Origin of the sequence: Leptospira terpstrae serovar Hualin str. LT 11-33 = ATCC 700639, from assembly GCF_000332495.1 — a bacterium.
In the GTDB taxonomy this organism is placed as follows: Bacteria; Spirochaetota; Leptospiria; order Leptospirales; family Leptospiraceae; genus Leptospira_A; species Leptospira_A terpstrae.
Genome location: NZ_AOGW02000023.1, coordinates 74,790 through 99,750, shown reverse-complemented (window position 1 = coordinate 99,750; position 24,961 = coordinate 74,790). Strand labels below are relative to the sequence as shown.

Annotated in this window: 26 protein-coding genes; 12 read left to right on the top strand and 14 right to left on the bottom strand. The window is 37.8% G+C overall.

Annotated elements, in window-relative coordinates:
- Nucleotides 1–4 precede the first annotated feature (4 nt).
- The 5 genes from LEP1GSC203_RS18740 to LEP1GSC203_RS18720 are packed head-to-tail and all read left to right on the top strand — an operon-like array spanning nucleotide 5 to nucleotide 7,121.
- Nucleotides 5–1,306, top strand: a complete 1,302-nt coding sequence (locus LEP1GSC203_RS18740; RefSeq protein ID WP_002975808.1) for a caspase family protein — start codon at nucleotides 5–7, stop codon at nucleotides 1,304–1,306.
- Complete coding sequence (locus LEP1GSC203_RS18735) at nucleotides 1,290–2,804, top strand: Kelch repeat-containing protein (RefSeq protein ID WP_002975643.1); 1,515 nt, start codon at nucleotides 1,290–1,292, stop codon at nucleotides 2,802–2,804. Before LEP1GSC203_RS18740 ends, LEP1GSC203_RS18735 begins: the two co-directional genes overlap by 17 nt.
- Nucleotides 2,791–4,644, top strand: a complete 1,854-nt coding sequence (locus LEP1GSC203_RS18730) for a Kelch repeat-containing protein (protein WP_002975699.1) — start codon at nucleotides 2,791–2,793, stop codon at nucleotides 4,642–4,644. The genes LEP1GSC203_RS18735 and LEP1GSC203_RS18730 overlap by 14 nt, the downstream gene beginning before the upstream one ends.
- A gap of 4 nt (nucleotides 4,645–4,648) precedes the next feature.
- The gene (locus tag LEP1GSC203_RS18725; RefSeq protein WP_002975614.1) at nucleotides 4,649–6,391 is read left to right on the top strand and encodes a Kelch repeat-containing protein; all 1,743 of its coding nucleotides are present in this window, start codon (nucleotides 4,649–4,651) and stop codon (nucleotides 6,389–6,391) included.
- A 7-nt stretch (nucleotides 6,392–6,398) separates the two neighbouring features.
- Nucleotides 6,399–7,121: a hypothetical protein gene (locus LEP1GSC203_RS18720; protein WP_002975786.1), complete on the top strand. Its 723-nt coding sequence runs from the start codon at nucleotides 6,399–6,401 to the stop codon at nucleotides 7,119–7,121.
- Here the strand turns inward: LEP1GSC203_RS18720 and LEP1GSC203_RS18715 are convergent.
- From LEP1GSC203_RS18715 to LEP1GSC203_RS18685, 7 genes are read right to left on the bottom strand one after another with little or no spacing between them, the layout of a single operon-like run.
- Nucleotides 7,118–7,456 (bottom strand): nucleotide pyrophosphohydrolase, encoded by a 339-nt coding sequence (locus tag LEP1GSC203_RS18715; RefSeq protein WP_002975739.1) that lies wholly within the window; start codon nucleotides 7,454–7,456, stop codon nucleotides 7,118–7,120. The genes LEP1GSC203_RS18720 and LEP1GSC203_RS18715 overlap by 4 nt on opposite strands.
- On the bottom strand, nucleotides 7,443–8,588 hold the full coding sequence (locus tag LEP1GSC203_RS18710; protein WP_002975798.1) for a hypothetical protein: 1,146 nt from the start codon (nucleotides 8,586–8,588) through the stop codon (nucleotides 7,443–7,445). The genes LEP1GSC203_RS18715 and LEP1GSC203_RS18710 overlap by 14 nt, the downstream gene beginning before the upstream one ends.
- A 2-nt stretch (nucleotides 8,589–8,590) precedes the next feature.
- A complete protein-coding gene (locus LEP1GSC203_RS18705) occupies nucleotides 8,591–10,087 on the bottom strand; it encodes an MBOAT family O-acyltransferase (RefSeq protein WP_002975740.1) in 1,497 nt (498 codons plus the stop codon).
- An 11-nt stretch (nucleotides 10,088–10,098) separates the two neighbouring features.
- The gene (locus LEP1GSC203_RS18700) at nucleotides 10,099–11,385 is read right to left on the bottom strand and encodes a hypothetical protein (protein ID WP_002975603.1); all 1,287 of its coding nucleotides are present in this window, start codon (nucleotides 11,383–11,385) and stop codon (nucleotides 10,099–10,101) included.
- 15 nt (nucleotides 11,386–11,400) lie between these two features.
- Nucleotides 11,401–11,988, bottom strand: a complete 588-nt coding sequence (locus LEP1GSC203_RS18695; protein ID WP_002975647.1) for an LIMLP_18675 family protein — start codon at nucleotides 11,986–11,988, stop codon at nucleotides 11,401–11,403.
- Nucleotides 11,985–13,028 carry a glycosyltransferase family 4 protein gene (locus tag LEP1GSC203_RS18690; RefSeq protein ID WP_051064197.1) on the bottom strand — a complete coding sequence of 348 codons (1,044 nt, stop codon included), beginning with the start codon at nucleotides 13,026–13,028 and terminating at the stop codon, nucleotides 11,985–11,987. The genes LEP1GSC203_RS18695 and LEP1GSC203_RS18690 overlap by 4 nt, the downstream gene beginning before the upstream one ends.
- A 22-nt stretch (nucleotides 13,029–13,050) precedes the next feature.
- Nucleotides 13,051–14,343, bottom strand: coding sequence for a glycosyltransferase family 87 protein (locus tag LEP1GSC203_RS18685; protein ID WP_002975728.1), 1,293 nt, complete (start codon nucleotides 14,341–14,343; stop codon nucleotides 13,051–13,053).
- A 63-nt stretch (nucleotides 14,344–14,406) separates the two neighbouring features.
- On the opposite strand from LEP1GSC203_RS18685, the gene queA reads away from it, so the two are divergent.
- From queA to pnuC, 7 genes are all read left to right on the top strand, one after another.
- Entirely contained in the window at nucleotides 14,407–15,447 is a 1,041-nt protein-coding gene (gene queA / locus LEP1GSC203_RS18680) for a tRNA preQ1(34) S-adenosylmethionine ribosyltransferase-isomerase QueA (protein WP_002975672.1), read from the top strand.
- A 52-nt stretch (nucleotides 15,448–15,499) separates the two neighbouring features.
- Nucleotides 15,500–16,519: a hypothetical protein gene (locus tag LEP1GSC203_RS18675; protein ID WP_002975710.1), complete on the top strand. Its 1,020-nt coding sequence runs from the start codon at nucleotides 15,500–15,502 to the stop codon at nucleotides 16,517–16,519.
- Nucleotides 16,479–17,009, top strand: a complete 531-nt coding sequence (locus tag LEP1GSC203_RS18670) for a FlgO family outer membrane protein (protein WP_039938523.1) — start codon at nucleotides 16,479–16,481, stop codon at nucleotides 17,007–17,009. Before LEP1GSC203_RS18675 ends, LEP1GSC203_RS18670 begins: the two co-directional genes overlap by 41 nt.
- Nucleotides 17,010–17,118: 109 nt before the next feature.
- Nucleotides 17,119–19,374 carry an aconitate hydratase gene (locus LEP1GSC203_RS18665; protein ID WP_002975738.1) on the top strand — a complete coding sequence of 752 codons (2,256 nt, stop codon included), beginning with the start codon at nucleotides 17,119–17,121 and terminating at the stop codon, nucleotides 19,372–19,374.
- A 70-nt stretch (nucleotides 19,375–19,444) separates the two neighbouring features.
- Entirely contained in the window at nucleotides 19,445–20,599 is a 1,155-nt protein-coding gene (locus LEP1GSC203_RS18660) for a hypothetical protein (protein WP_002975583.1), read from the top strand.
- The gene (locus LEP1GSC203_RS18655; RefSeq protein ID WP_002975733.1) at nucleotides 20,599–21,276 is read left to right on the top strand and encodes a class I SAM-dependent methyltransferase; all 678 of its coding nucleotides are present in this window, start codon (nucleotides 20,599–20,601) and stop codon (nucleotides 21,274–21,276) included. The genes LEP1GSC203_RS18660 and LEP1GSC203_RS18655 overlap by 1 nt, the downstream gene beginning before the upstream one ends.
- Before the next feature lie 99 nt (nucleotides 21,277–21,375).
- Nucleotides 21,376–22,056 carry a nicotinamide riboside transporter PnuC gene (gene pnuC / locus LEP1GSC203_RS18650; protein WP_002975762.1) on the top strand — a complete coding sequence of 227 codons (681 nt, stop codon included), beginning with the start codon at nucleotides 21,376–21,378 and terminating at the stop codon, nucleotides 22,054–22,056.
- On the opposite strand, the gene LEP1GSC203_RS18645 is transcribed toward pnuC, so the two are convergent.
- The 7 genes from LEP1GSC203_RS18645 to LEP1GSC203_RS18615 form a co-directional block, all read right to left on the bottom strand.
- Nucleotides 22,030–22,401 (bottom strand): DoxX family protein, encoded by a 372-nt coding sequence (locus LEP1GSC203_RS18645; protein ID WP_002975775.1) that lies wholly within the window; start codon nucleotides 22,399–22,401, stop codon nucleotides 22,030–22,032. The two genes, pnuC and LEP1GSC203_RS18645, sit on opposite strands and share 27 nt — an antisense overlap.
- Nucleotides 22,402–22,418: 17 nt before the next feature.
- Nucleotides 22,419–23,021, bottom strand: a complete 603-nt coding sequence (locus tag LEP1GSC203_RS18640) for a YdeI/OmpD-associated family protein (protein ID WP_002975797.1) — start codon at nucleotides 23,019–23,021, stop codon at nucleotides 22,419–22,421.
- Nucleotides 23,022–23,038: 17 nt separating this feature from the next.
- Nucleotides 23,039–23,515, bottom strand: a complete 477-nt coding sequence (locus LEP1GSC203_RS18635) for an SRPBCC family protein (protein WP_002975620.1) — start codon at nucleotides 23,513–23,515, stop codon at nucleotides 23,039–23,041.
- Nucleotides 23,516–23,521: 6 nt separating this feature from the next.
- Complete coding sequence (locus LEP1GSC203_RS18630) at nucleotides 23,522–23,845, bottom strand: ArsR/SmtB family transcription factor (protein ID WP_002975638.1); 324 nt, start codon at nucleotides 23,843–23,845, stop codon at nucleotides 23,522–23,524.
- Between the two features lie 236 nt (nucleotides 23,846–24,081).
- Nucleotides 24,082–24,327: a hypothetical protein gene (locus LEP1GSC203_RS18625; RefSeq protein WP_002975725.1), complete on the bottom strand. Its 246-nt coding sequence runs from the start codon at nucleotides 24,325–24,327 to the stop codon at nucleotides 24,082–24,084.
- Nucleotides 24,328–24,331: 4 nt separating this feature from the next.
- On the bottom strand, nucleotides 24,332–24,667 hold the full coding sequence (locus LEP1GSC203_RS18620; protein ID WP_002975687.1) for an LBF_4227 family protein: 336 nt from the start codon (nucleotides 24,665–24,667) through the stop codon (nucleotides 24,332–24,334).
- On the bottom strand, nucleotides 24,668–24,952 hold the full coding sequence (locus LEP1GSC203_RS18615; RefSeq protein WP_002975607.1) for a hypothetical protein: 285 nt from the start codon (nucleotides 24,950–24,952) through the stop codon (nucleotides 24,668–24,670).
- Between the last annotated feature and the right edge of the window lie 9 nt (nucleotides 24,953–24,961).

Here is a 24,961-nt window from a genome sequence, read left to right as displayed (position 1 = left end):
ATTAATGAAGTCTAAAATTCTAATATTCTTATTTATTGCTGCTCCTGCCATGGTGTTTGCTGATACCCAGTCTAAACGATTTGGTTTTGTAGTGGGAGTAAGTGAATACAAAAATTTGACTCTTGGTGATTTAAAAACCGCAAAAAACGATGCCTTGGGAATGACCAAAATTCTATTTAGTTACGGTTCTTACAACAGAATCCAAACTTTGGTGCAGGAGGGCTCGGTAAATTCAACTCCAACAAAGTATAATATTCTAAGTAATTTTGAGGCCTTGTTAGAAGAAACAAATCCTGATGATTTGTTTGTATTTTATTTTTCTGGCCATGGTATTGTTGATTATAACGATAAAGTTTATTTACTTCCTGAGGATGCAAGTCCCACAAAACCATTTGAGTCAGGAATTGCTGTGGAACAACTCCTTGAAATGACAAGGAAATACAAACTAAAGCGAGTGGTTTTCTTTATTGATGCCTGTCGAAATCCAGAAGATGGGAAAGGGGAAGAGGGAAGAAAATTTTTAGAAGGAAGTTCCTTTAGAGATTCTGAAATTGTTTCCGTTTTTTATTCCACAAAAGTAGGTTATTCCAGTTTCGAGGACCCAAAGTCCGGTTACGGAATCTTTACTAAGTTTTTGATTTACGGATTGGAAGGAAGAGCTGATTCCAATTTTAACGGTGAGGTTTCTTACTCAGAATTGTCTAATTATGTCATTACCGCTTTGCGAGACTGGTCAAAGACTAACCAAAAATTACAAAAACCATATACTAAGGAATATGCTGAGAAATCGGAAGACACGATTCTTACTTACGCAGTCAATCCTGAGACTTCACTTGCGGATGCTCCTTTATTCAATCCATACAATCCTACTTATGCCTTTCGTTCTTTTTTATTTCCTGGTTGGGGACAGTATGCTCGCGGACAAGAAGAGAAGGGAAAAGTATATATGTCTATTTTTGCCCTTGGGGTCCTTTATGCAGGATATCAGTACAATACCTATAGACAGGATAAGGCAAGTTATGAATCGGCGGTGGGTCTCCCACCAAACCCACGGATCGCAGAAACTGTGGCATTGAACTATTATTTAATTGAACCGCACAGGCAAAGAATGGAATCTTCGCGCACCAATTTATCTCAGGCACTGACTATGCTTCTGATCCTTTGGTCGGCAAATGTGTTTGATTTTTATCTGTTGGGACCCAATCCTAAGGAAAAGTCGGGTGTTTGGCTCGAGTTCCATTGGGAAAACCAAGGGTATATGGGAATAGATAGAGTTGGGAAGTTAGGATATGCGATGCACTTTTAGTTTATTCTTAGCTCTATTGATTTTTCATTGTAAGATAGAAAACCAATCAAAAAATATATTTGATCCAAGTACGCTAACTGGTGGTTCTGTTGCTGTATTGACATCCTTGGCATTCCAAGATGAAGTTCAAATTACTTCTAGATACCAATCGAGTGATTACCCTTCTTTTGTGAATACTGAAATCTTAGATTTAGATTTGAGTAAACCTGTAGCTTCCCATTTTAATAAAAGCCATTTTCATATTTCAAATCATTATGCCAATGATTTGGTATTAAGAGATGTATTCCCACTTTCAGAATCAAAGATCCGTGTTTTATTTTCTGTTTCTTCAAGGTCAGAGTGGAGAGATCCAATTTCCATATTCATTCAAAAGCCAAACTCACTAGTTGAATATGCATTTAATGGAAAACAATTCGATTTTAAATTTCCTTATCCTCGTTATATAGGAAATATTTCCGAAGCCAAAGGTCAGATCACATCTAAACTTTTAAATGATGGTAGGATTCTATTGGTTGGTGGTGTTTCTATTTCAGGTAACACTGTAGCAACTGTTGAGATTTTTAATCCAGAGACAGGAACCACTTCCTTACTTCCTTCGCTAAGTCAAAGTTTGATGGGAATGGCAATCTGTACAGATCCCGAAGGTGTGGTCTATGTTTCAGGTGGTAAAACAATATCTGGTCCGGCCACATTGATTTCTCAATTCAGTAATAAAATTTTCAGAATAAATGGAATTGATCAAACAGTTGTAGAACTCCCTGTAGTAATGCAGAAAGGGCGATATGGACATACAATGGTATGTTTGAGTAATGGAGATTTGTTAATTTCAGGAGGACAATTTCAAATAGGTACAGACCACACGGCTCTTGCGAACGACCACGAAAATATTTCTGTTCGCAACTTATCAGTAACAACCTTACCTTCTAGTGCAAATCTACCAATGAATACTATGTTTCATTTTGCGGAATATGATGCAACGAACCAGAGAGTTTTGTTCTTTGGGGGAAAGGACCGGACAGATCCATATGCCAACTATATAAATACTATCAGAAGTTTGAATTTAACCTCTCAGTCCTTATATACAATCTCAGTCCTTATGCCAACGTCAAGATCGAATGTCACGGCGATCGTTACAACCAGTGGAGATCGGTTAGTTTTAGGTGGAGTGATGGGAGGAGCTGTTGGTTCTCGTAGTATTGAATCATGGAATGAATCAAATGCTACAACACAAACCAATGGATTTACAAGTAGAATCAAAAATGGAAGTTCGATTGTCCCGTTTTCGGGTTCTCAAGTTTTATATACCGGTGGAGTAGATACATATTATAAGTCTGGGATTTTGGAGTTATACGATCATATAGAAAGGAAAAACTTTGTCGTTGATACGATGATGAATGCTCGTTCGGAACATACAGCTATCCAAACTCGTAGGGGAATTGTAATCTTTGGCGATTCTGTTTTGGCAGACACAAGAGTGGAACTATATGGGAAAGATTAAATTCATTCTTCTATATTCTTGTTTACTCGCTTGTCAATTGACATCGGGGAAAAATATTTTTGATCCAAACTCAACCACAAACATGGGTTTGTTTTTACTTGGTGCAGATTCAGTCGTTAATATGGAGTTCTCTACTAATAAAGTTCAACCTGGCGGTGTGATCTATATATCGACTAATCATGATTTTACTGTTAAGGCTGATGGGTTAAAGTTGCCTGTTTCTGGTGTTGGAGTGAGTCCTATTTCACAAGTGATTCCTAGGAGTCGGTATTTATACGAAGTCCGAATGAAACCTTCGGTTACCGCAGGCAAGTTCAGTATCAATTTAAAAGATTATTATTTGAATGAATCTCTTTTAGTAAATCCTGAGAATTTCGAATTCGAAATTGATTCACAACCACCAATTCTTGAACTTCGAACCGGAAATGGAATTGATATTTCAGAATTACAATCTGGGTTTTTGGATATTGTTTCCAATGAAGACATTGTATGGGATGGAAACTTATCGCAAGTTTCGCTTTCTGGAACAGCAAAAAACAGTCTGGTGGTTTCAGATATAATTGTATCTGCGCGTAACATACGTCTGTTGTTTGCAGGGGATCCAAATGCAAATGGAGGTTTGTTGACAATCTCTATCCAAGGTATACACGATAAAGCATCTAACTCAGAAGGCACTGTGATGGTTCCTATAAACGTTTTTGCATTTAAAAGTGGACCAAATTTAAATGTCGCAAGAAGGTCTTGTGTTGGCGTTGAATTAGATGACGGAAGAAGATTAGTCCTTGGTGGTAGGGCAAAAAAAGATGTATTGATTAATGGAAATGGAACATTGAGCCATGCAGAGTTTTATAATTCAGTAACAAAACAATTTGTTCCAGCTTCTGATATGGTTTACCGTCGACAAGAGTTTGATGTGGTCAAACTGAACGATGGAAGACTTTTTGTTTCTGGTGGATTTGGCGGTAAAGTAGGAAATCCTTCTAATGGAAGTTTGACGTCTACTGAAGTGTATGACCCAACGACAAATATTTGGGTAGAAGGTCCAAATCTTTCTACACCTCGTCAGTTACATAAAATGACAGTTCTTCCTAATGGTGATGTTTTGGTTGTGGGTGGATTAAGTCCGTTCAAACCGTTTCAATCTGTTGCTGCTGTTGAATTGATTCATATTACGAATGATCCTGCAACAATGACAGTAGAACTAATTGGCAACTTAGCAGATTCTCGTGGAAAACATGCCCAGGTTCTTTCGACTTCATCGGGTAAGGTGGTAATATTTGGGGGAGAACGCTCCGATGTGATAGGAGCCGGTCCAAATGATTTTAATGCCTATGCATTGGATTCGATTGCAGTGTATGATATCAATACAAAGACTTTGACAAATTCTTCCGCTAAATTATATAAAAGGTTCAATCATTTTGCGCATGCTTTAAGTAACGGTGAGATTTTAATATTTGGCGGAGTCAATTCTCGATTCGACGTAAGCCAACCAGTATTACGAGCTCAAATTTACAATCCAATGATGGACACAATTCGAGATTACAAAAATCTACTATTTGGCAGAGAGTGGGGATCTTCCTTTGCATTCCCTTATGGTAAGGACCAACTTATTGTTGCTGGTGGTTTGGAATATCGAACTGTGAATGGTTCCACTTATGATTCGATTCAGGATACAGAATCATGGTCTGAATCTAGCAATCGTTTTTATATGACAGGTCGTTCTTTAAATGCACGTTGGGAAGGATGTGAGATCCGTTATTCCTCAACAGGCGGTGGGATGATCCTTGGTGGTAGAATTGGTGATATCCTTGGTAATACGGAGGAATATAGTTTTGAATAAATTAATGATTCTTCCGTTTTTCTTTTCCATTGGTTGTATGTTTCCATCAGAGTATGAAAACTTATATGATCAAAAATCATCTGCAGGATTATTCCTGAGCGCATTTTTCTATTCAACTCCTTTTGCTTGTTCAGCAAATTCGAATACTAAGTCTATTGGAAGTGTTGACCAAGTTCTTCTACAATGTAATAGAGAATTAGCAAATTTAGATACAAATTATCTGGCTGAAGCCAATCAAAATGTCTTTTCGAATATAAGTTTTGCTAAGCTCGAATCCGATCGTCTGTTAGTGAAATTTGATCCACTAACAGACGATGGACGATACGAATTAGTTTTGGCGGGAGTTGTTTCAAACTCTGGTGAAACTCTTGCCAATGATAAACTTCCTATTATCATCGATACTAAACTACCAACAGTTTCTCTAGTTGGATATATCCCGATAACAGATTATACTTTTTTTTCTCCAAGGTATTGGGACTTTACCAGTTCAGAACCATTGGCCAATTTTAGCCCTCCTATTTTGAGTGGTTCCCTCGCACAATCTGTTGTCCTTAGATCAGTTCAGAAAATAAATGAAACTACCTACCGAGTGTATTTTGAAACTAATTTCAATACGAATAGCCCAGGTTCATTAACTTTGCAATTTATGAATTCGAAAGACAACGCATCCAATGTAGTTTCGAATTCAATTACTGTTCGGTTCATAGGTCTTGTGCAAGGCCCTAAATTGAATCACGGTAGATCCGAATTTGATGCATTCCAAAATGCCAATGGGGATGTAGTTGCCATTTATGGTTCTACTTCCAGTGCTGAAATTTTACGGAAAGGGTCCTCTAGTTTTACCCTAACAAATCCTAGTTTACCGGAGAGTCTTCGAGGAGAACGTGGGGTGATGTTGGATGGAAAAAACCTACTCATCACTGGTGGGATCCAATCGGCAACAGCTTATGCACGCACCACAAGTTATATTTTTGATACGGATACAACAACATTCACTCCAACTGGGAATATGAATGGTCCGAGGCATTTACATAATATAGTAAAACTCGCAGATGGAAAAGTTATCATTTTAGGTGGGATTCGTGATTTCGCTCCAACAATACCTGCTTATTTCACCTCCCTAAATACTGCGGAGTTGTATGACCCAGCAACAGGTACTTTCACAGAAGTTACAAATCGAATGATGACAGCAAGATCGTTTTCTTGTTCGGTATTATTGGATGATGGTCGAGTTTTCATCATTGGTGGAACAGATGGAATCTATGCACCAAAAGATTCGACAGAATTTTTTGATCCCACCACTCAAACTTTTTCTTGGGGACCAACATTGCCAGTACCAGTGGCGGCTTTAAAATGTATGAAATTAGCAGATGGGAATGTTCTCATTTATGGAGCACAGTTATCCAATTTGAACAACTCGACAATGTTATATGATAGGACTCGAAATCAAATATTTACAATTGCAAATTCGAAATTTCGCAGAGAGTGGAGTACTGCTTCGGAACTGCCAGACGGTGGGATTCTCTTTTATGGTGGAGCCTATCGTTATAATACCAGCGAACCAAGTCGCACGATAGAAAAACTTGATTATGCTAAAAGTAATAATTTTTTCGATATGGGATTAGCGAAATATAGTGTATCTAAACATAGTGGTGTAAAATTTTCTGATGGAACATTGTTTTTCCTTGGTGGAGAACTGGGGGGGATGTTCCATTTAGAAACGGAATACTACGGACTTTCTAATTAGAATTGATATGCCCCACGAAAATGGCCGAATTTATGGCTCCTTCAAAAAGATCTGTATTCCAGAATTTGAGTTAAGAAAAGAAGCTGATGTCATTGCAACTAACTTAAATTTATTGAAATTAGATTGGGAAGTTGGTCGTATATCTTCAAGCCAACTTGCCTTCCAGATTGTATTATTATATTTAGAACGACGCGTAAAAAGGCACCCTTTCTTAAGAATGGGCCGCGCTTTGCCAAACCGAAGTGAATCCAAAGAGTTTTTAGAAGTAGTTAGGTTTTATGGAATGCCAGATACCGTAAGATATGCACTTTGGAAGTGGCATATCGGCGAGTGGGACATTCGGCTTATAAACTACAACCCTAGCTCTTTAGAGATGTTAGAATCACAAAGTCATGGTTACCGTTACTCAACGATCAGTTGGGATGACGCAATCAATGGGAGTTTGGTGGAAGGGAAAAGAGATGCATTTGAACACTTACTTCACGATTTAGCACATGCTTATATGTTCTTTCGTGAGGATTACGACTTCGAAGGTCAAAAACAGTTTTTTCAGAATATGTGGTCGGACTACCCTAAGTATGAATCAGTTTTAGAAACAGACCCAATTTTTCGCACAAAGTTTGATTATTGTATCTCTGATATGAATTCACATCCTGCCCATCTCAGTGCGTATTGGAATGCTATTCGGCGAGAGGCAGGAATTCCTTTTCAATCGCAGTCTCCTGTTTAAAGTTTTGGATTGTTTTTGTGACGATTGATGTCGCGTTTTGTGTTCTTTTGGATTGTGGTTTGGATAACATCTTGTAAAGAGATACCCATTTGGTTGGCTAAACAAGTAAGAACAAATAGAATGTCACCAATCTCATTTGGAATATTTTCTGCTGATTCACCAGTCTTAAATGATTGGTCTCCATATTTCCTTGCCATAAGTCTAGAGAGTTCACCAACTTCTTCCATTAAAATTGCTAAATTGGTTAACTCAGAGAAATAACGAACTCCAATTGTCTGAATCCAATCATTTACATCGGATTGTAATTGGTTTAAAGTAATCTCATCGTTTTCCAATTTTTTTCTCCAGTTCTTTTGCAAGAATTTTGGTGAACTCTTTCATCCCTGCCTCATTCAAGTGGATTAAATCAAAACAATATTTACCGTTAGTATCCCCAAGAGAATCTTGAAGGTCCATTTCATCTAAGGTTTGGTGGGACGACAAAGCTTCTGTTAGTCCATCATGCCAAACTTTCATTCTTTCCTGGTTGTTTACCTTCCGTATTACATCGGAGTACGGTGCAAATACGTTGATGATATGTATATTTTTACTTCCAATGAAGTTATACATTTTCGTCAGTCTACGGAAATATCTTTTTGTATCTTCAGTCGCATTCGAATCTTTAGGGACAACACTTGCTATCCCACAAGTTTCAAATAACATACGTCTATGGTCAGGATTTGAAGCTTTTGGTATTGGAATGGGAAGATGGAGGGCTAATCGATTTAGGCAATCATCTACACTTTTGAGTTGGTATTCGTCAATGGATTCCGGATGGTCGTTTTCATAGTCCCAAGCATTCAAATTCGGATTTTTGTTTTTCCTTGAGATTGCTTTTAGTCTTTCATTAAAGTTAATTACAAGATCAGACAAATCTTTGCGATAGGCAACTGACTTGAAGACAAGATATAAATAATTGGGAAATTCTAGATTGTATTCAAAATCTAAAACAGTCGGAATTGCCTTAAAATTTCCCAATTCCGATAACATTGCTAAGGTGGGATCTACAATATGTTTTCTATCCACCCAAGGCATCCCTGGTTCCATCACATGGAGGATAATTTTTACATTCGGAAACTTATCTAAATATTCTTCTAAAATACGATGTTGGACCACCAATTCTGAACCTCGAACCGCAATGGATTGTGTTTTCCACCCGGATTTTTGAAGTTCTTGGTTGAGTATTCGGATGCTGATACCTTCAAAAGCTACTGAAGTTCCAACAATTAATATATCAGGATCTAATACATCACGTTTAGAGACCACATGTTCAGTGACTCGGTTGATGTTTGAGGCATAAGAATTTTTCTTTAAGTAAGGTTTGTAAAAACCAAGTTGAAGTAATCCTTCCAAGGTGAGTAAAAAAAGGAAGGCTACTACTAATTTTTTGTCGGTAAGAAATGCGATTGTTTCTTTGAGTAAGTTCATAACTAAAATTGAAAGTAGAGGAAGTTCTGACTTTCTGTGACTCCAAAAAGTAATAATAATAACACGTTCACAATAACAAATGCTGTATACTTCATCCAACTTCCTGTAAGAAGAGTAGGGATTTGTCTTTTAGAAAAAACGTAACTAGCGGTAAAACAAATAACGATCAGAATTCCGAATCGGTAGTTTGACCAACGAGTGAGAGGTGCAACGGAATCGTTCAAAAATACCAGTGCCTTCATCATGGGAATTGCTTTTTCCATTGTTTCTGCTCTGAACATGATAAATCCAAAAGACAAACAAAACATCGTGAAGATACGTGCAAAAAGGTCATAGACTTTACCACCTTTGCCATTTAGGAACTTTGCAAGTTTGGTATCTCCATAGAACTTATGTGAGAGTAACATGGTACCTTGCCAAATCCCCCAGCCAACGTAGTGGTAAGCGGCCCCATGCCAAAGACCTGCAAATAACCAAGTGATCATAATGTTTCGAATGTACATGATCACACTCACCCTAGAGCCACCTAACGGAATATAGATGTAGTCTCTGATCCAAGTGGAGAAGGATATATGCCATCTAGACCAGTGGTCAGCAATGTTTCGGCAGGACATGGGGAAGTTAAAGTTTGGATTGAACTGAAATCCGAATAACCTTGCAACTCCAATGGCAATATCAGTATATCCTGCGAAGTCAAAATAAATTTGCCATCCAAAAGCAAGAGCGCCGGTCCAAATTTCAATCGAGTTTAAGTTTTGGTAATTGGCAAATGTGGAATCAACGACCCTCGCTAAATTGTCTGCGAATACAATTTTTCTTGTGAAACCAATTAAGATCAGTGCAAAAGCAGCATCAAAGTGTTCTTTGTATACGCTCAACCTAAAATCTAAATCACGGAAGAATGTTTCAGCACGAACAATTGGACCGGCAACGAGTTGTGGGAAAAAAGCAACATACAATGCAAAATCCAAAAATGATTTTCTGGCTTCAATTTTGCGATTGTATACGTCGATGGTGTAACTCATCGACTGAAAGGTATAAAATGAAATTCCTACTGGTAGAATGATGTTTTGTTTCGGAAATTGGTAAGCACCTAACAGATGAATATCGTTAATGACTCCCAATAAAAAATCAGTGTATTTAAAAAATCCAAGTGTCCCAATATTAACCACTAAGGACAATACAAGTAACCAACCTCTCGTACTATCACCGTCTTTTTTTTGTTCAATGAGTGTTGCTGCGAAATAGTCAATTATGGTCGAAAAAATTAGAATAAAAACATATGGATTGATTTTGAAATCACAATAGAGTCTGTCGGTATAAAATTTGAACCCATCGGAAGCCATCGCCGTACAAGAAATTGAAGATGGTTGCCAAGCCATGTAGAAATAATAACTGGTCAGTAGGAAAAAAAGTTTTTGCCAGCGATTCTTAAGAATGTTCCCAACGATGATTGTTACTAAAAAGAAAACTAAAAATTCAAAAGAGTTAAATAACATTTGTTTAATTCCTAACGGTAAATTGATTCTTCGGCTAACTTTTCAACTGGACCCTGTATCCCTTCGGTATATCCAAATTTTGGACCAATGGACCGGGGAAGAGTGGAAAATGTAAAATTAGTACTGAAGTAAAAGAGAAATAATACCAAGTAGATAGTATGAAGAATGGCATTAGAGAATTTTGGCAACATCGGAATAGATAAAGATTTTAGAGTATAGGAGTTGAGAATCCATAAGGCAATGGTTGTTCCTACCCAAAATTCGAAAAAGTAACCTTCCCACCATGTATAAAATGCAATGGAAGGAATGATCCAAAACGCTATTACTAACAGTTCTTGTTTGTATCGGGCCCACATAGTACGGAAATTCAAAATTCCCAGACTCAAACTAAAAATCCAGAATAAAAGATTGAGATTGTAGGGAAGGTGTTTGGGGTTTTGGAAGTCAAATAAGTTCACACGGAATTTAGGAATCACGTTCTGAAACACAAGAAACGCATCTCCTATCCCTCGATAGAAGTACAATACATAGTTTTTTTCTTCTCCAAGGCTTGTCCCCCAGCGGTTGATGGCCGCATATAAGAACATCCAAAAAGAAAAATGTTTTTCATCCAATGGACCTAGTCCTCGTTTTAGGATAATGAACCCAACAAATAAATAGGAAAGAATGGTTGCGATGCCTAAGCATGTTAAATAAACAAATATGATCCTCAATTTTTTGCCTAAACTTCTGTTAGGAGATAGAAACACTGCCATCGGCACCATTCCAAAATGAATCACATTGGATTGGTGAAAATAAATACTAAAAAGTTGGATGAACCATAGAATAGCCAAATGCCTCGTATATAACCCTTGCCTTAAGTAGTAAATGGTAAGTAAAAAAAGTAAGGCCATTAAACAAGAGTGGATGAGTGGAGTGTCGTTGTGTAAACTATAGAACCAAAAAGCTTGGCTTACTTGGATGACAAGAGCAAGAACAATACCAAGAATTAAATCTTTGTAGAGTTTGTAGTAGAGCCAAATAAAGAGTCCTAAAAAAAATAGAGAGAAACTAAGGATTCGTAACCTCAGAAAAAACATTATATCCGTTGTTGGATAAATGGAGCGAAGCATTTTCCAATAGAGGAGTCCAGATGATTCAAATCCTAGGTGGTGTGGATTAAAGAAGGCCGACTCTACTCGATCCTTTTGAATATTGAGAGCATAAACACATGAATCCCAATCGAAGGCCCGGGATAGGTATCTAAGATGGAATAAAAAAAGAACGAGAAGTAGAAGTAAGATGAATAACTTTTTCAAGTATAGAATCCCACTCTAACGTTTTAAAATTCGATTCACAATGGCTTTGTTATTTTTGTAAGGGAAAAAATAGGGAGTGGCAATTAGAGTTTTCCCATTTTTATCCCAAACCATGCGATTCCATCCAAAAAAATCGCTGAGACCACCATGTTCATATCCAAGTTGCAAACCTTCATCATCCAAGTTAAATTTAATTAGTTTTTTCCCAAAACCAAATCTTTGGATTTGCCAAATTTCGTTTTTCACAAATACAGTTTTTTTGTTCCATCGATTCAATAAGCGACTAATGTCAATTAGTAGGGAAGCTGCAATGTAAAAATAAACAAAAACAGAAAGGTAATGGTAATACCTCATTTCATCCAAAAATGGAATTTTTAAAACTTTGGTTATTTCCAAAACCCCAACAAACCAATAAAAAAACTTACCTAAATAGAATGCATAAGGTAAACTATAAGCAAAAAAAAGGATTGCGAATGTTATGAGTAGAACTGATGGTAATGGGTTCACTGTTAATTCATCATACAGTGAAGTTCCAAAGTAAGCAGTTGCTTTTTTGCTACGGAATTCTTTCCATTGGGAGATCCATTTGTTGAGTAATTTCATATAAAGAGTACCTCTTCTATTTTTTTAGCTGTTTCTTCCCATGTCCATTGTTTGGTGGGGAATTTCGGGGACCTGGATTTTTTTGGTCCCGACATCAATTCAAAACTATGAGTCCAAGTTTTTGTTTCTTTTGGGGGAACAAAAAGATCACATTTGTCGGATAGGATTTCTTTAAACACGGGGATGTCAGAGGCAACACAACGTTTGTCTTCCAACATCGCTTCGAGTAAGGGCAATCCAAAACCTTCGTGTAAGGATGGGAAAAAGAACGCCTTACACTGTTTAAACGCTTCAGCCAGAGTGGCATCATCCGGTTTTTCTATAAACTGAATCCCTTTGGTTTGGATACTAGAATCACAGAGTTTTTGATATAAAAACTCTCCTTCTTCTCCCCATCCTTTTCTTCCCATGATGAGTAAAGAATGTTTATCCTTAGGGTTTTTTCTTTTGAATTCTAAAAATGCATCTACTAAACAATTGATATTTTTTCTAGGTTCCAAGGTACCTACGGTAAGAAAAAAATCTTTGGGGAATTTGGTTTTGATTTTGGAAGTTGTCTGTTTGCTAACACCTGGGTAGACAACGAGACATTTTTTTTCAAATTCGGGACGAAATGCGGAGATCTCTACTTTTGTATTTTTGGATAAACAAAAGATTTTATCTGCATTTTTCATGGTTATGGGAGAGAGGAATTTATGTTGCCAGTAGTTCCATTTCGCCATGGTTTCGGGAGCCGAGATGAAGTTGAGGTCATGATAGTTGACGTAACTTGGGATGGGGAGTTTTAGAAATGGTAACATTTGTATGGTGCCCCAAAAAACTTCCACTCCATCTTGTTTTAAACGTCTGGGTAAAATGAAATTTAGATAAATAGGACCTGGAATGTTTTTTGGTTCTAGGACTACTTTTGTATTGGATCCTAACAAGTTTTGGAACACTGGATGAATTGGTTTATTCGTATACAGAAAAAATTCTTTGTTTTTATGTTTAGGTAAGATGACTTTCAACACCTCTGCTAAATACCTAGAATTACCAGTCATCCCATAGGCGAGTGGCCTAACATCAATTCCGATTTTCTGTTTCATGGAATGCAAACCTTACAATATAGAAATACAAGAGACTGGTCGTATAAAATAAAACAGAAAACATAGAGAGGGCAGCTTCTATTTTTGATCCAACAAAGGTTCTATGAGCGAGTAGAGGCAAACTCAATATAAAAAGAAGAATATAAAGTTCTTTTTGATTATTTTTGATATTTGTAACTCGATCTAAAATAAAATAGATTGGTATAAGGCAAATGATATAACTATGCACCCAACTAATCCCACTAAATAGGGCGGAAATTAAAAACAATAAAGAAATGATTTCCCACTTTTTGTTTTTCTTTCTCCAAAGCAGTAAAAGTGGAATTCCAAACAAAAGCATAAAGAAGAGTTGAATAATTTTCAATGTAGATAAAGAAAGATTCGTAATCGGCATTCCATACGTTGGTTGGTTCATCATATCTGCACCGGACACAAAGTACTTTGCTAATGTGGAACTTAAAGATTGGTTGTTTTTCCAGGAACGAAGTAGTGGGTTGCTAAAGGCATTTCCTAAAATTTTTGTAATCCATTCTGTTGTCATTTGGATGGTATAGTCCCAATGATAAAGGAGAGGAAGTGCATTCCAAACTAGAATTCCAACGAAAAACCAAAAGATTCGAGTGTATTTTTTTTCATAAACAAAGACAAACAAAAAAACTAAGGGTGTAATTTTAATACTCACTGCTAGAGCTAGGAGTAGTCCACTTTGCCAATGAGATTTTACTGTAATTGAAACTAACACAAGTAAGATTAGCATGAGCCCTACTTGGTTGTTTTGAATATGGCTTTCTAAAAATCGAAAATTAAATACTAAGGCTGCAAATAGTAGCAAATAGGGGAACTTCGAGTTTGTATTGGATAGTTCTTTATTTTGAAAAACGAGGTATAGAATTCCCAATAAAGAGAGCCAACTCAAAAGCTCAAATACAAGGGAAGCATTTGGTTCTGAGAGATAAGTAAAAGGAATGAGTAAAAAGGAAAACAGAGGAGGGTAGATATAGGTTGCTGTTTCGTTTTGGAGAGCAGAAAGTAGGTGGAGGTTTTCTGGTCGAAAGAGGTCTTCCATACTTTTGATTTTGGTTTGGAGTTCAAAGGCCACATCAAAGCGATATAGATTTTCACCCGTTCCCCAACGTTCTGCCGCATGGTAATAGTCCAAAAAATCGGACTTTTGGTTGGACCTAGAAACGGAGATTACAAGAAGGATTAGAAGTAAAACAGTCAAAATCCATTTTCCGCGTTTCTCGAGGTTTTCTAAAAAATTCCACATAGTTCTCCTACCATTCCCAATATTTCTGGTTAATTGACAAGGTTTTCCCAAGGCTATACAAAGATGGATTTTTTACAGGAATACGATTTCCACCTACCAGAAGAACAAATTGCCAAATTTCCCTTAGAAACTAGGGATGAGTCGCGTCTTTTGGTCGTTGACAAAACTAAATCAAAATATTGGGAAGCCCCATTATTTCGGGACATTATCACACTGGTGCGATCCGGAGATGTTTTTGTATACAATGAGACGAAAGTATCTTACCGCCGAGTTTTTTTACAGGTAGAATCGGGACGAATCCACGAATCGATCTTTTTGGAACCAGAAGATTCAAACCATCAGGTTTGGTTATGTATTCTAAAAAATAGGGCCAAATTAAAGTTAGGTGATAAACTTTTCCCTGTGGGTTATAAGAATTTCCAGTTTTCCTACTATGGACCTAAAGAAGAACTTTCGAATTTATTTTCCGAAAGATCCATATCTGATGCAGATTTTGAGATCTTTGGAAACATTCCCATTCCTCCTTACCTCAAAAGAGATGTAACGGAGGAAGACAAAGTACGTTACCAAACGATCTTTGCCGAGCGATCTGGATCTGTGGCGGCACCCACTGCTGGTTTGCATTTTACGGAAGAGTTGAAAGAGAACCTTCGTAAAATTGGTGCAGAGTTTTTGCCAGTAGAGTTACAAATTGGTTATGGGACATTTCGTCCTCTTACCGCCGAACAATGGCAGACTAAGACACTCCACAGGGAGAACTACTTAGTTTCTGAATCCACCGCAACAAAGTTAAACGATGCTAGAAGGGAAGGTAGGCGGATCATTGCAGTAGGTACAACCACACTCAGGGTTTTAGAAACTGTATTTGATTCTCAAATACAGAAATATAAGGTAGGAGCAAGTCAAACTGACATCTTTTTGTCGCCCGGAGACAGAATCCAATCTGTACAAGGACTCATTACAAATTTTCACCTTCCAAAGTCTAGCCTTCTCCTCCTTGTCAGTGCCTTCGCTACGACTCAACTTGTGTTGGATTCTTATCGGTATGCATTGAAGAACGGGTTTCGTTTTTATTCTTATGGAGATTCAATGTTCCTATTTTAAAAATAGATTTACATTCGTAGGAATTTAGGAAATATGTTTCTACAGTTTCTTTATGTACTCCCCGAAATCTTCGGTATTTGTTTCCTTATTCTCAGGTTTAGGTCTTTTAGGTGTCGTTTTTATTGCTCCTATAAAAGATCCAACGATTAGAGAAGTAAACCCTCCCGACTCACGAGAGTTTGGTGGGCATGATTTACATACCATACAAAACAATACTAATTCCAAAAAACGAAATGTCGAACCTTCCGGATCCTCAAACCATTTGAAATCTCTTTCATTGATTCTTTTGACTGATTCTAAAAAAGATGGGACAGGTCCGACAAAGTGGAATCCAAATACAAATTCGGGAACAAAGTTAGATTTTGATATTTCACCACAGTCGGTAAATATTTGGGATGCCAAACAAAGCGGCGAACCTTCGTTAGCACAACCAAATTTAACTACACCAGTCCACCCATCTGTAGCCCTTATCTTTCGTCAGATGGATTCCAATAAAAGATTATTGGTCGATCCAAAACAATTGTATGAATACCAAGGAAGTTTTTCACCAGCCCAATTTCTAAAAGTACAAACGTCTGTATACAATGTGAAAACGGAAAACCCGGTGACAGCCTATGGTGCCGATGGTGGGAAGTTTTCTTTTTTTTTTGGTAGCGACAAAGTCCAATTAAATGTTAAATACAACTTTGTCAATACCCGTCCAGGTTCCATTCCAAATGGACAGATGGGTTTTTCTCCTGCGCAAGACATTGCTTCTTTGGGTTTTATCTTTTTTTTGGGATCTTCTAAGAACTATTCTCTTTATGTGGGGAACCAAATTTTCAATGTTTTTAATGATCCGCTACTACAAGTCAAAGACCAAAATGGTAGATCCCCGGAAACCTTCTCTGCCTCCTTTCGTGGCAAACATCCCGGAAAACTAAAAACTACTTTTTTTTTGAATTTCCAGAACCAATTCTATAAAGACGGTATGCTGATAGGGGTTCCCGGTGGTTTTATGTATGGGAATGGCTTTAATGGAAAATCGTTTTATGAATATGTTACTTCACTTGGGATGGAACTTGCGTTTTAAAAAACTAGTTTTATTGTTTTTTCTATTTAGCATTAGCGCTTGTTATTTGGGAGAGGAAAGAGAATCCAAACCAAAAAAAACAACAGTCCCACCGCTAGAACAATTGGCCTCATCTCTTTCTGAAAAAGGATTTTATTTCCAACCGCAACGCCTAGTGGTTTTGACATTTTTAGACAATGAAGGTAAAAAAAGTCCCTATGGCGATATCCTTGCAGAAAAACTAACTACAGAACTCGTTAAAAAAGATCGGTTCCAAATCTTAGACCGATTGGCAAACCAAAAGGTCTTAAAAGAAGCGGGGCTTGGATTGGATGCACCAACAGATACCGCCACCTTGCGGAAAATAGGTGATGTTTTAAAACTAGACGTGATCATTACAGGAATTGTGACTCCATACCAAGATGGTGTTTTTGTCAATACCCGCCTTATCGAAATCAAATCAGGCCTTATCCTCAAAGCCGACGAAGTTTATGTCCGTATTGACGGCTAAAAAGATACTGGTTCTCACTTTGAGCCAATTTTACTGATTTTAGCACTTGTAGTTTAATTTTCGATTGATTCCCTTTTTTCCTGCGGTCTGATAGGTATAAGAGGTTCAGATGGCATTTGATATAGAAATGATTGCGGCACGTTATTCCAAAATGGAAGCGGCCATCACACAAGCCAGGAAGGTAGTGGGTCGGCCCCTCACACTTACAGAGAAGATTTTATACAACCACCTTTGGGATGGAAATCCAACAAAGAGTTTTGGTCGCGGTGTCGACTATGTAGATTTTGCACCAGACCGGGTGGCAATGCAAGACGCAACAGCGCAAATGGCGCTTCTCCAATTTATGCAAGCAGGTCGTAAAAAAGTAGCGGTACCTTCTACCGTTCACTGTGACCACTTAATCACGGCAAAAGACGAATCTGGTGCGGATCTCGGTGTTGCTGTGAAAGAAAACAAAGAAGTATATGATTTTTTATCCTCAGTCTCTAACAAATATGGAATCGGTTTTTGGAAACCAGGTGCTGGTATCATCCACCAAGTGGTTTTAGAAAACTATGCCTTCCCTGGAGGGATGATGATTGGAACTGACTCCCATACAGTGAATGCTGGTGGTCTTGGGATGGTTGCGATTGGTGTGGGTGGAGCTGACGCTTGTGATGTGATGGCGGGCCTTGCTTGGGAGCTCAAGTGGCCAAAGGCCATTGGTGTCAAACTCACAGGAAAACTGAATGGTTGGACTTCCGCAAAAGACGTTATCTTAAAAGTAGCTGGGATCTTAACTGTAAAAGGGGGAACCGGTGCCATCGTAGAATACTTTGGTCCTGGAGCTGAGGCACTTTCTTGTACTGGAAAAGGTACAATCTGTAACATGGGCGCGGAAATTGGGGCAACCACTTCCACTTTCGGTTATGATGAATCAATGGAAAGATACTTAAGGTCTACTAACAGAAGTGATGTGGCTGATCTTGCCAACAAATACAAAACTCACCTTACCGCTGACCCAGAAGTGTATGCAGATCCTTCCAAATACTTTGACCAAGTCATTGAAATTGATCTCAATACTTTAGAGCCATATGTAAACGGACCTTTCACTCCTGACCTTGCCACTCCTATCTCTAAGATGAAAGAAGAAGCCATTAAGAATGGTTGGCCCCTCAAAGTAGAAGTAGGTCTTATTGGTTCTTGTACCAACTCTTCTTATGAAGATATTTCAAGAGCTGCCTCCCTTGCCAAACAAGTCGCAGCGAAAGGTTTAAAAACCAAAGCTGAGTTTACCATCACACCTGGATCGGAACTGGTTCGTTACACCATCCAAAGAGATGGATTCATTGATTCCTTCCATAAAATTGGCGCCAAAGTATTTTCCAATGCTTGTGGTCCTTGTATTGGAATGTGGTCTCGTGTCGGTGCGGATAAAAAAGAAAAGAACACGATTGTTCACTCCTTTAACCGAAACTTCCAAGCACGCCAAGATGGAAATCCAAACACTTATGCCTTTGTGGCTTCCCCGGAAATCACAACCGCTCTTGCCATTGCGGGAGATTTAGGATTCAATCCACTGACAGACACTCTCACCAATGAAAAAGGGGAACAAGTCAAATTGGATCCTCCTACAGGGGAAGAACTGCCTAGCAAAGGTTTTGCGGTAGAGGATGCAGGTTTTATTGCTCCTGCTGCCGACGGTTCAGGAGTGCAAGTGATTGTGGATCCAGCTTCTACTAGACTGCAACTCTTAGCCCCATTTAAAGCATGGGAAGGAACGGATCTCAAAGGTTTAAAACTTCTCATCAAAGCCAAAGGAAAATGTACAACGGACCATATCTCAATGGCAGGTCCATGGCTTAAATTCCGTGGTCACTTGGACAATATCTCCAATAACTTACTCATCGGTGCGACAAACATCTTCAATAGTAAAACCAATGAGGTGAAAAACCAACTCACTGGAAACTATGAACCTGTTCCACAAACCCAAAGAGCTTACAAAGCCCAAGGGATTGGATCGATTGTTGTTGGTGATGAAAACTATGGAGAAGGTTCGTCTCGTGAACATGCTGCTATGGAACCAAGACATTTAGGTGTAAGAGCCGTACTTGTAAAATCGTTTGCTCGTATCCACGAAACAAACTTAAAAAAACAAGGGATGTTGGCACTTACCTTTGCAAACAAAGAAGATTACGATAAAATCCAAGAAGACGATGTGATTGATATTGTAGGACTAACCAGTTTTGCAGAAGGGAAACCTTTAACACTCGTATTCAATCATAAGGATGGAAAAAAGGATGAAATTCCTGTGAACCATACTTACAATGCGCAACAAATCGAATGGTTCAAAGCAGGTGCTGCTTTGAATTTAATGAAAGCATAAGATTTTAGCGAACAACCTCGAACCATCGCCAGATCCACAAGTGATCTGGCGACTTTCCTCTTTTTCTTAAATGCCAAAACAAAAATCCAAACCAAATCCTGTGATCACAGAGGAAACTCTCATTTGGACGGGAGTGTCTTCCAACCAAACCAAAGCACAAAAAGAATTTAACGACGCATTACGAAAACATAAGGAAACCTTAGAACGTAATAAAGAAATTGAACCTTTGTTTCAACTTGTGAATGAAACGTATTTAAATGATGTTTTACCCGAATTGGAAAAACAAAAACAATTAGAACGGACTCGTTTCGAACTGATGTGTGCCATCCTACTCGAAGAAAAACTTTCCTTCGGCAAAATGCAAAGGGAATTTTTACGCAGGTATTTACTTGATATCTGTACAGATTCTATTTTGGAAGATACAACCTTCTACGGAAAGTATCGCGATGTTTTAGAAACGAAGTTTGAAAGAATGGAAAGGCTTCGCTATAAAAACCAAATGGAATCTAGGATCAAAAATACATTTGGAATCGAAATTGATTTAGATGATATGAATCGAACTGGGTTTGATTCTGAAGAAGAGAGGGAATCTCACGAAGAAAAGTATAGAGAATTTCGTGAAAAATATGAAGAATACCGCTCGGAATATTTTAAAGGTAGAGGTTCAACGTCAGGTGAACGCAAAAAAACAAAATCACAATCCGAAAAAGAAAAAAAAATTCTAGAATCGGAACGCCTGTTAAGCACAGATATCAACACATTATTTAAAAATTTAGCCAAACTCATCCACCCTGACAAAGAACAGGATCCTACGTTACGAGAAAAAAAATCCAAACTCATGACCAAACTTTCTGGTGCAAGAGACAATATGAATATTGCAGAAATTTTAGAAATCAAATTGCAAGTGGATGAACTCATTCCTAACCAACAAACAGATGTTTCGTTTCATGATACATCCATTAAACGGTTTGTCGGAATCATCAAATCAAAAATACGCGAATTAGAAGATTCGATTCGCCAGAGATTTTTTTCCCATCCCCTAATGGCAGATTTTTCAGATAAAAAAATCACAAAAGAAACTTTAAATACATATTTAAAGCGAGTAAAAATCGACAACCAAATGGTAACAAAAACCTTTGAAAAGGAAGTTGATGAGCTAACCAAAGATCCAAAATACATCAAAGAAATGATACGTGAATTACAAAGTTTAGGAGTTCAATTTTAGTGAAGAGTTTTTTGAACAAAAAGAACTTTGGTTTGGGTAAAAATGGCAAAGAGTTCGATGGTTCTTATTGGACGGACATTTATGGCAATGGACTGGATGTAGATGGATCTTACAATGCAAAACAACATGCTGAGTATTTAAGAGCACTTTTCCAACTGATGGAAATCCCCGTTTACAAAATGGCGGACTTTGGATTTGGGAAGGCAATTCTCCTTCGGGAGATGGTAAAAACCTTTTCTCCGGTAAAAGTATATGCAGTCGATGCCTCCAAAGAAGCTTTTGAAGATCTAAAGAAAAAAGATTGGGTGAAACGTTCTGACAAATTCCATTTGTATCATGAATCTTTAGAAACTCTGAAACTTCCTAAGCTTGAAAAAGAACCTGTGGAACTTGGGATTTGTAATTCTGTCATTCAATACCTACCTGATGGAATGATTCCCGGTGTTTTAGAAAAAATGGCAAAGTATTGTAATTATTTATATTTTACCGTTCCAACAAACGAAGACTATGCGGTGATGAAAGAAGAAATGTCTTTTACTGATCCATATGCATTCTCGAGGTCCAAAAAAAAATATAGAAAATGGATTTCTCGTGACTTTGAAATTGTTGGATATAATCTTTTGCAAAGTAAATGGCTTGGTGAAAAAGGGTTTAAGGAAGATTTTTTTAGGATTTAGTTGATCTGAAAAAACAAGACAGATTGAGTTTTGGGGTCACAAAAGAAAAACAATTAGATTCAAAGCAGACTTTTTAGTAACAAATTCAACTTGGATATAATGACAGAAATCATTTCCCTAAAACAATTCTTTGCCTTGGACTTTACTTTCTTAGTTTGTTTCGGGTATCCATTGTCCTTACTTGAATTTTTAGGAACTACATCCGGGCTCATCTGCGTATATCTTGCCTCACGAAATCATATTCTCACTTGGCCCATTGGTATTTTTAATTCGATTTGCTTTTTCTTTTTGTTCTTTCAGGTCCAATTGTATTCGGATATGTTACTACAAATTTACTTTTTTGGATCCAGTGTCTATGGATGGTGGGTTTGGCGCAAAAGAACAGGTGCCTTTATAAAAATTCAATCTCTAGGCAAAAGAAAGAATACCTTACTTCTATTTTCTATTTTTCTTGGAACTTTACTTTTAGGGCAAGTAACCAGTCACTTCCCCATTTGGTTCCCAAATATATTTACAAAACCGCCTGCCTTCCTCTATTGGGACGCCTTTACCACGGTAGCAAGTATCTTTGCTAATTTACTACTCGCGCAAAGAAAATTGGAATCTTGGTTTCTCTGGGTGTTTGTGGATATAGTCTGTATTGTTTTATACGCTTTGAAAGCGATTCCCTTTGTCACCGCAGAATACATTGTGTTTTTACTCATAGCATTCTACGGTTGTTACCATTGGTATCAGGAATATAAATCTAATTTGTTAGATTCTTCGATTAGCGGGACGTAAGTACCAAGAAATCACAGTCAGGGCCAATAGAAGTAGGGATGGAAAAATTTCTCCCAATGCATGTCGAGAAACAATATGCGAAAATGCTGCTCCAGACATCGCAAAGAAAAATCCAGCATATGCCCATTCTTTCAGTAATAGATACTTTGGTGAAAGAACGGCTACCACACCCAGTAGTTTCCAAATCCCAAGAAGTGTTAGAAAATAGGTAGGATAACCCAATTGGTTGATCTTTTCTACTTCTTCGGGAAGTTTCATAAGTTGTACTATCGCTGTCGATACCATACCCAAGGACAACCAAAGGGTAAAGAACCAATAAGCTATTTTTTTTGTTTTCTCTGACATAAATCTCTCCTAATTTTTTAATCATCCAAACCTTTGCCGTTTAAAATTCGGCTCTGGTGTTTATCGATTCTTTCTTCTCTTGTTTGTGGTCTTTTCGCGGAAGCAAAATAGAGTAAGTAGGCTCGTTGCCTACCAGGGGTTAAAGACTCAAATGCTGTTTTTAACTTGGGATTGGTCACTAGTCTTTTTTTAAACTCATCTGGAACTTCAAAAGCAGCCGTTGGTTTTTTTTCTACTTTTTTACCAGATAGTTCTAACTCAATGGCTTCTTTGATATAGGCTTTCAAAGTAGATTTTAATTTTATGATTTCAGATGCACTTTGGAATCGGATTTGTCTTGCCGATTGTACGTTTTGTGTTTGTTGGATAAGAATTTTTTTTGGGTCTTTGAGTAAGGCCCCTTTAAAAAATAGTACAGCGCAATATTCTTTGAAACCATGGATTAAAAATACATTCTGTCCATTGTAAGTATAACAAGGTTGTCCCCATTTGATTTCTTCTTCTAGTTTGAGTTCCGATGTAAGAGAACGCAAAATCTCAAATTCTTTTTTCCAGGCTTTTGTTTCTTTAAAAAATGAATCAGCAGATTTTGGTTTCGATTTTTTTTGTTTCCCATCCATTTGAATTCCCTTGAAGTTTATTTGTTTTTAGTCTTTTCTATTGTTACTTGTTCCAGTTTGTTGTGAGCCATATTGATCCCTTGTGCAAATGGCATCTTTAGAATTTTGTCTCTTTGTTCTACAGATTTATAAATAATATGCATAATGAGTTTTGATTTGTTTTCTGAAATTGTTTGAAATTCAAAAAACTCAAGTTGGGTGGCAAATCCTGTGTTTTCCATCTCAAAGGTTCTTGTAAACCGTTCGTTTGGTACGATATCATGGAGAACCCCATTTGCCCGAAAAAGTACAACACCATCTGGATTTTTGGTTTCAAAGATCCAACCTCCATGATTTTTTGCTTCAAACTTTAATACTTTGTTTCCCATCCATTCTTCGATGAGGTCTGGTTCTGTATGGGCTTTATAAACTAAGGAAGCGGGTAAATCAAACTCGCGCTCAATCGTTAACTCTTGTTTGCCGTCCATTGCGATTATTTTTGTTTTTAATTCCATGATTTTTTATCCTTTGGCCTTATAGTTCTTCATTACTGATTCTAATTTGTTAAACCTGTCATCCCAAAGTTTTTGGAAGGGTTCGATGAAATTAGCGATCTCTTTCATTTTGTTTGGATTCAAGTGGTAATAAATCTCCCGACCATTCGGTTCCTTTGCCAGCAATTCACATTCTGTTAAGATTTGTAAATGTTTGGAAACAGTGGGACGTTTGGTGTCAAAGTGGGAAGCGATGGTTCCCGCAGTCATAGATTGGGTGGCCACTAGGAGGAGGATGGCTCTTCTTGTGGGATCGGCAATAGCTTGGAATACGTCTCTTCTTAAATCCATTGTGTAGTCATTTGACTAATCAAAAATATGTAGTCATTTGGCAACACATTTTTGATTGGTGGGGGACGCATCGCCAGGGCACACGGAGGGCATGGTCTGCCATGGGCAGACGGGAGCGAATGCGGACCCCGGAGTACGCCCGGTCGGTTCTTGTAGAGATTATTGATGGGGAAAAGGATTCGAGGCGCTCACGGCAAATGAAAAAAGCGAATGGGTAACTTTCTTTAGATAGGGTCCTATTCTTTTGGAGATTTATTTTGTAAGTAGGTTTGGATTCCTTCTTTCACTTGGTCTACCATTCCCGACTCGCGAACGGATCTTACCACTCGTTGCCAGAATTTGATTTTGCCTTCAAACTCGTTCCAACCAAGTTGGAGGTCCATCCTTTTGATTTTTAATAACATCCGAAGTTCTGTGAGTGACATGTCCTTCGGATCTTTGTCTAAATACCGTTCATGGTCTGTTAGGGGATTGAATCGCATGGGATTATTTTTTACGAAGAACCAATGATAAAAATAAAATGGCAAAAAGTAAAAATCCAAATCCGGTTGCGAAACTAGCAAGAATGGGGTCACCTGCGGCGAGAAATTTTTGCAAACTTAAATACACCCCATAAGAAATGTAGATGAGTCCTAAAAAGATAAGAAATATAGAAGTGAAAACCCAGACGGAAGAGAGAACCAAATTTTTAATGTAAACTTGGAGGTTCTTTTGGATATAAATCGTCATTACTTCTACGTAAGAAGCAACTTTTACGACTAAGTCTTCGAAGGCGGCTTTGATTCCGCCTTTTTTACGTTGTTTTGATTCTTTATGTTCCAATTATTTTTTCTTAAAGAACCAACCAAGAGCAAGACCGAGTCCAAGTCCTACGCTAAATCCAATGACTGCGGCTTTTTGTGGATTGTCTTTTACATAAGTTCCCACAGTATCAATCACTTCTTTAGCTTTGATGGAAGCCTCTTCACTGGCTTTACCTAACTTTTGTTTGATGTCACTTACTTGTTCCATATACTTCTCCTTGGCTCGTTGTTCAATTTCTTTGGCTTTTTTCTCATACAACTTAATTTCGTCGATGAGGGACTTGTCTTTTTTTACTTCTTCCATAAAGGTTTG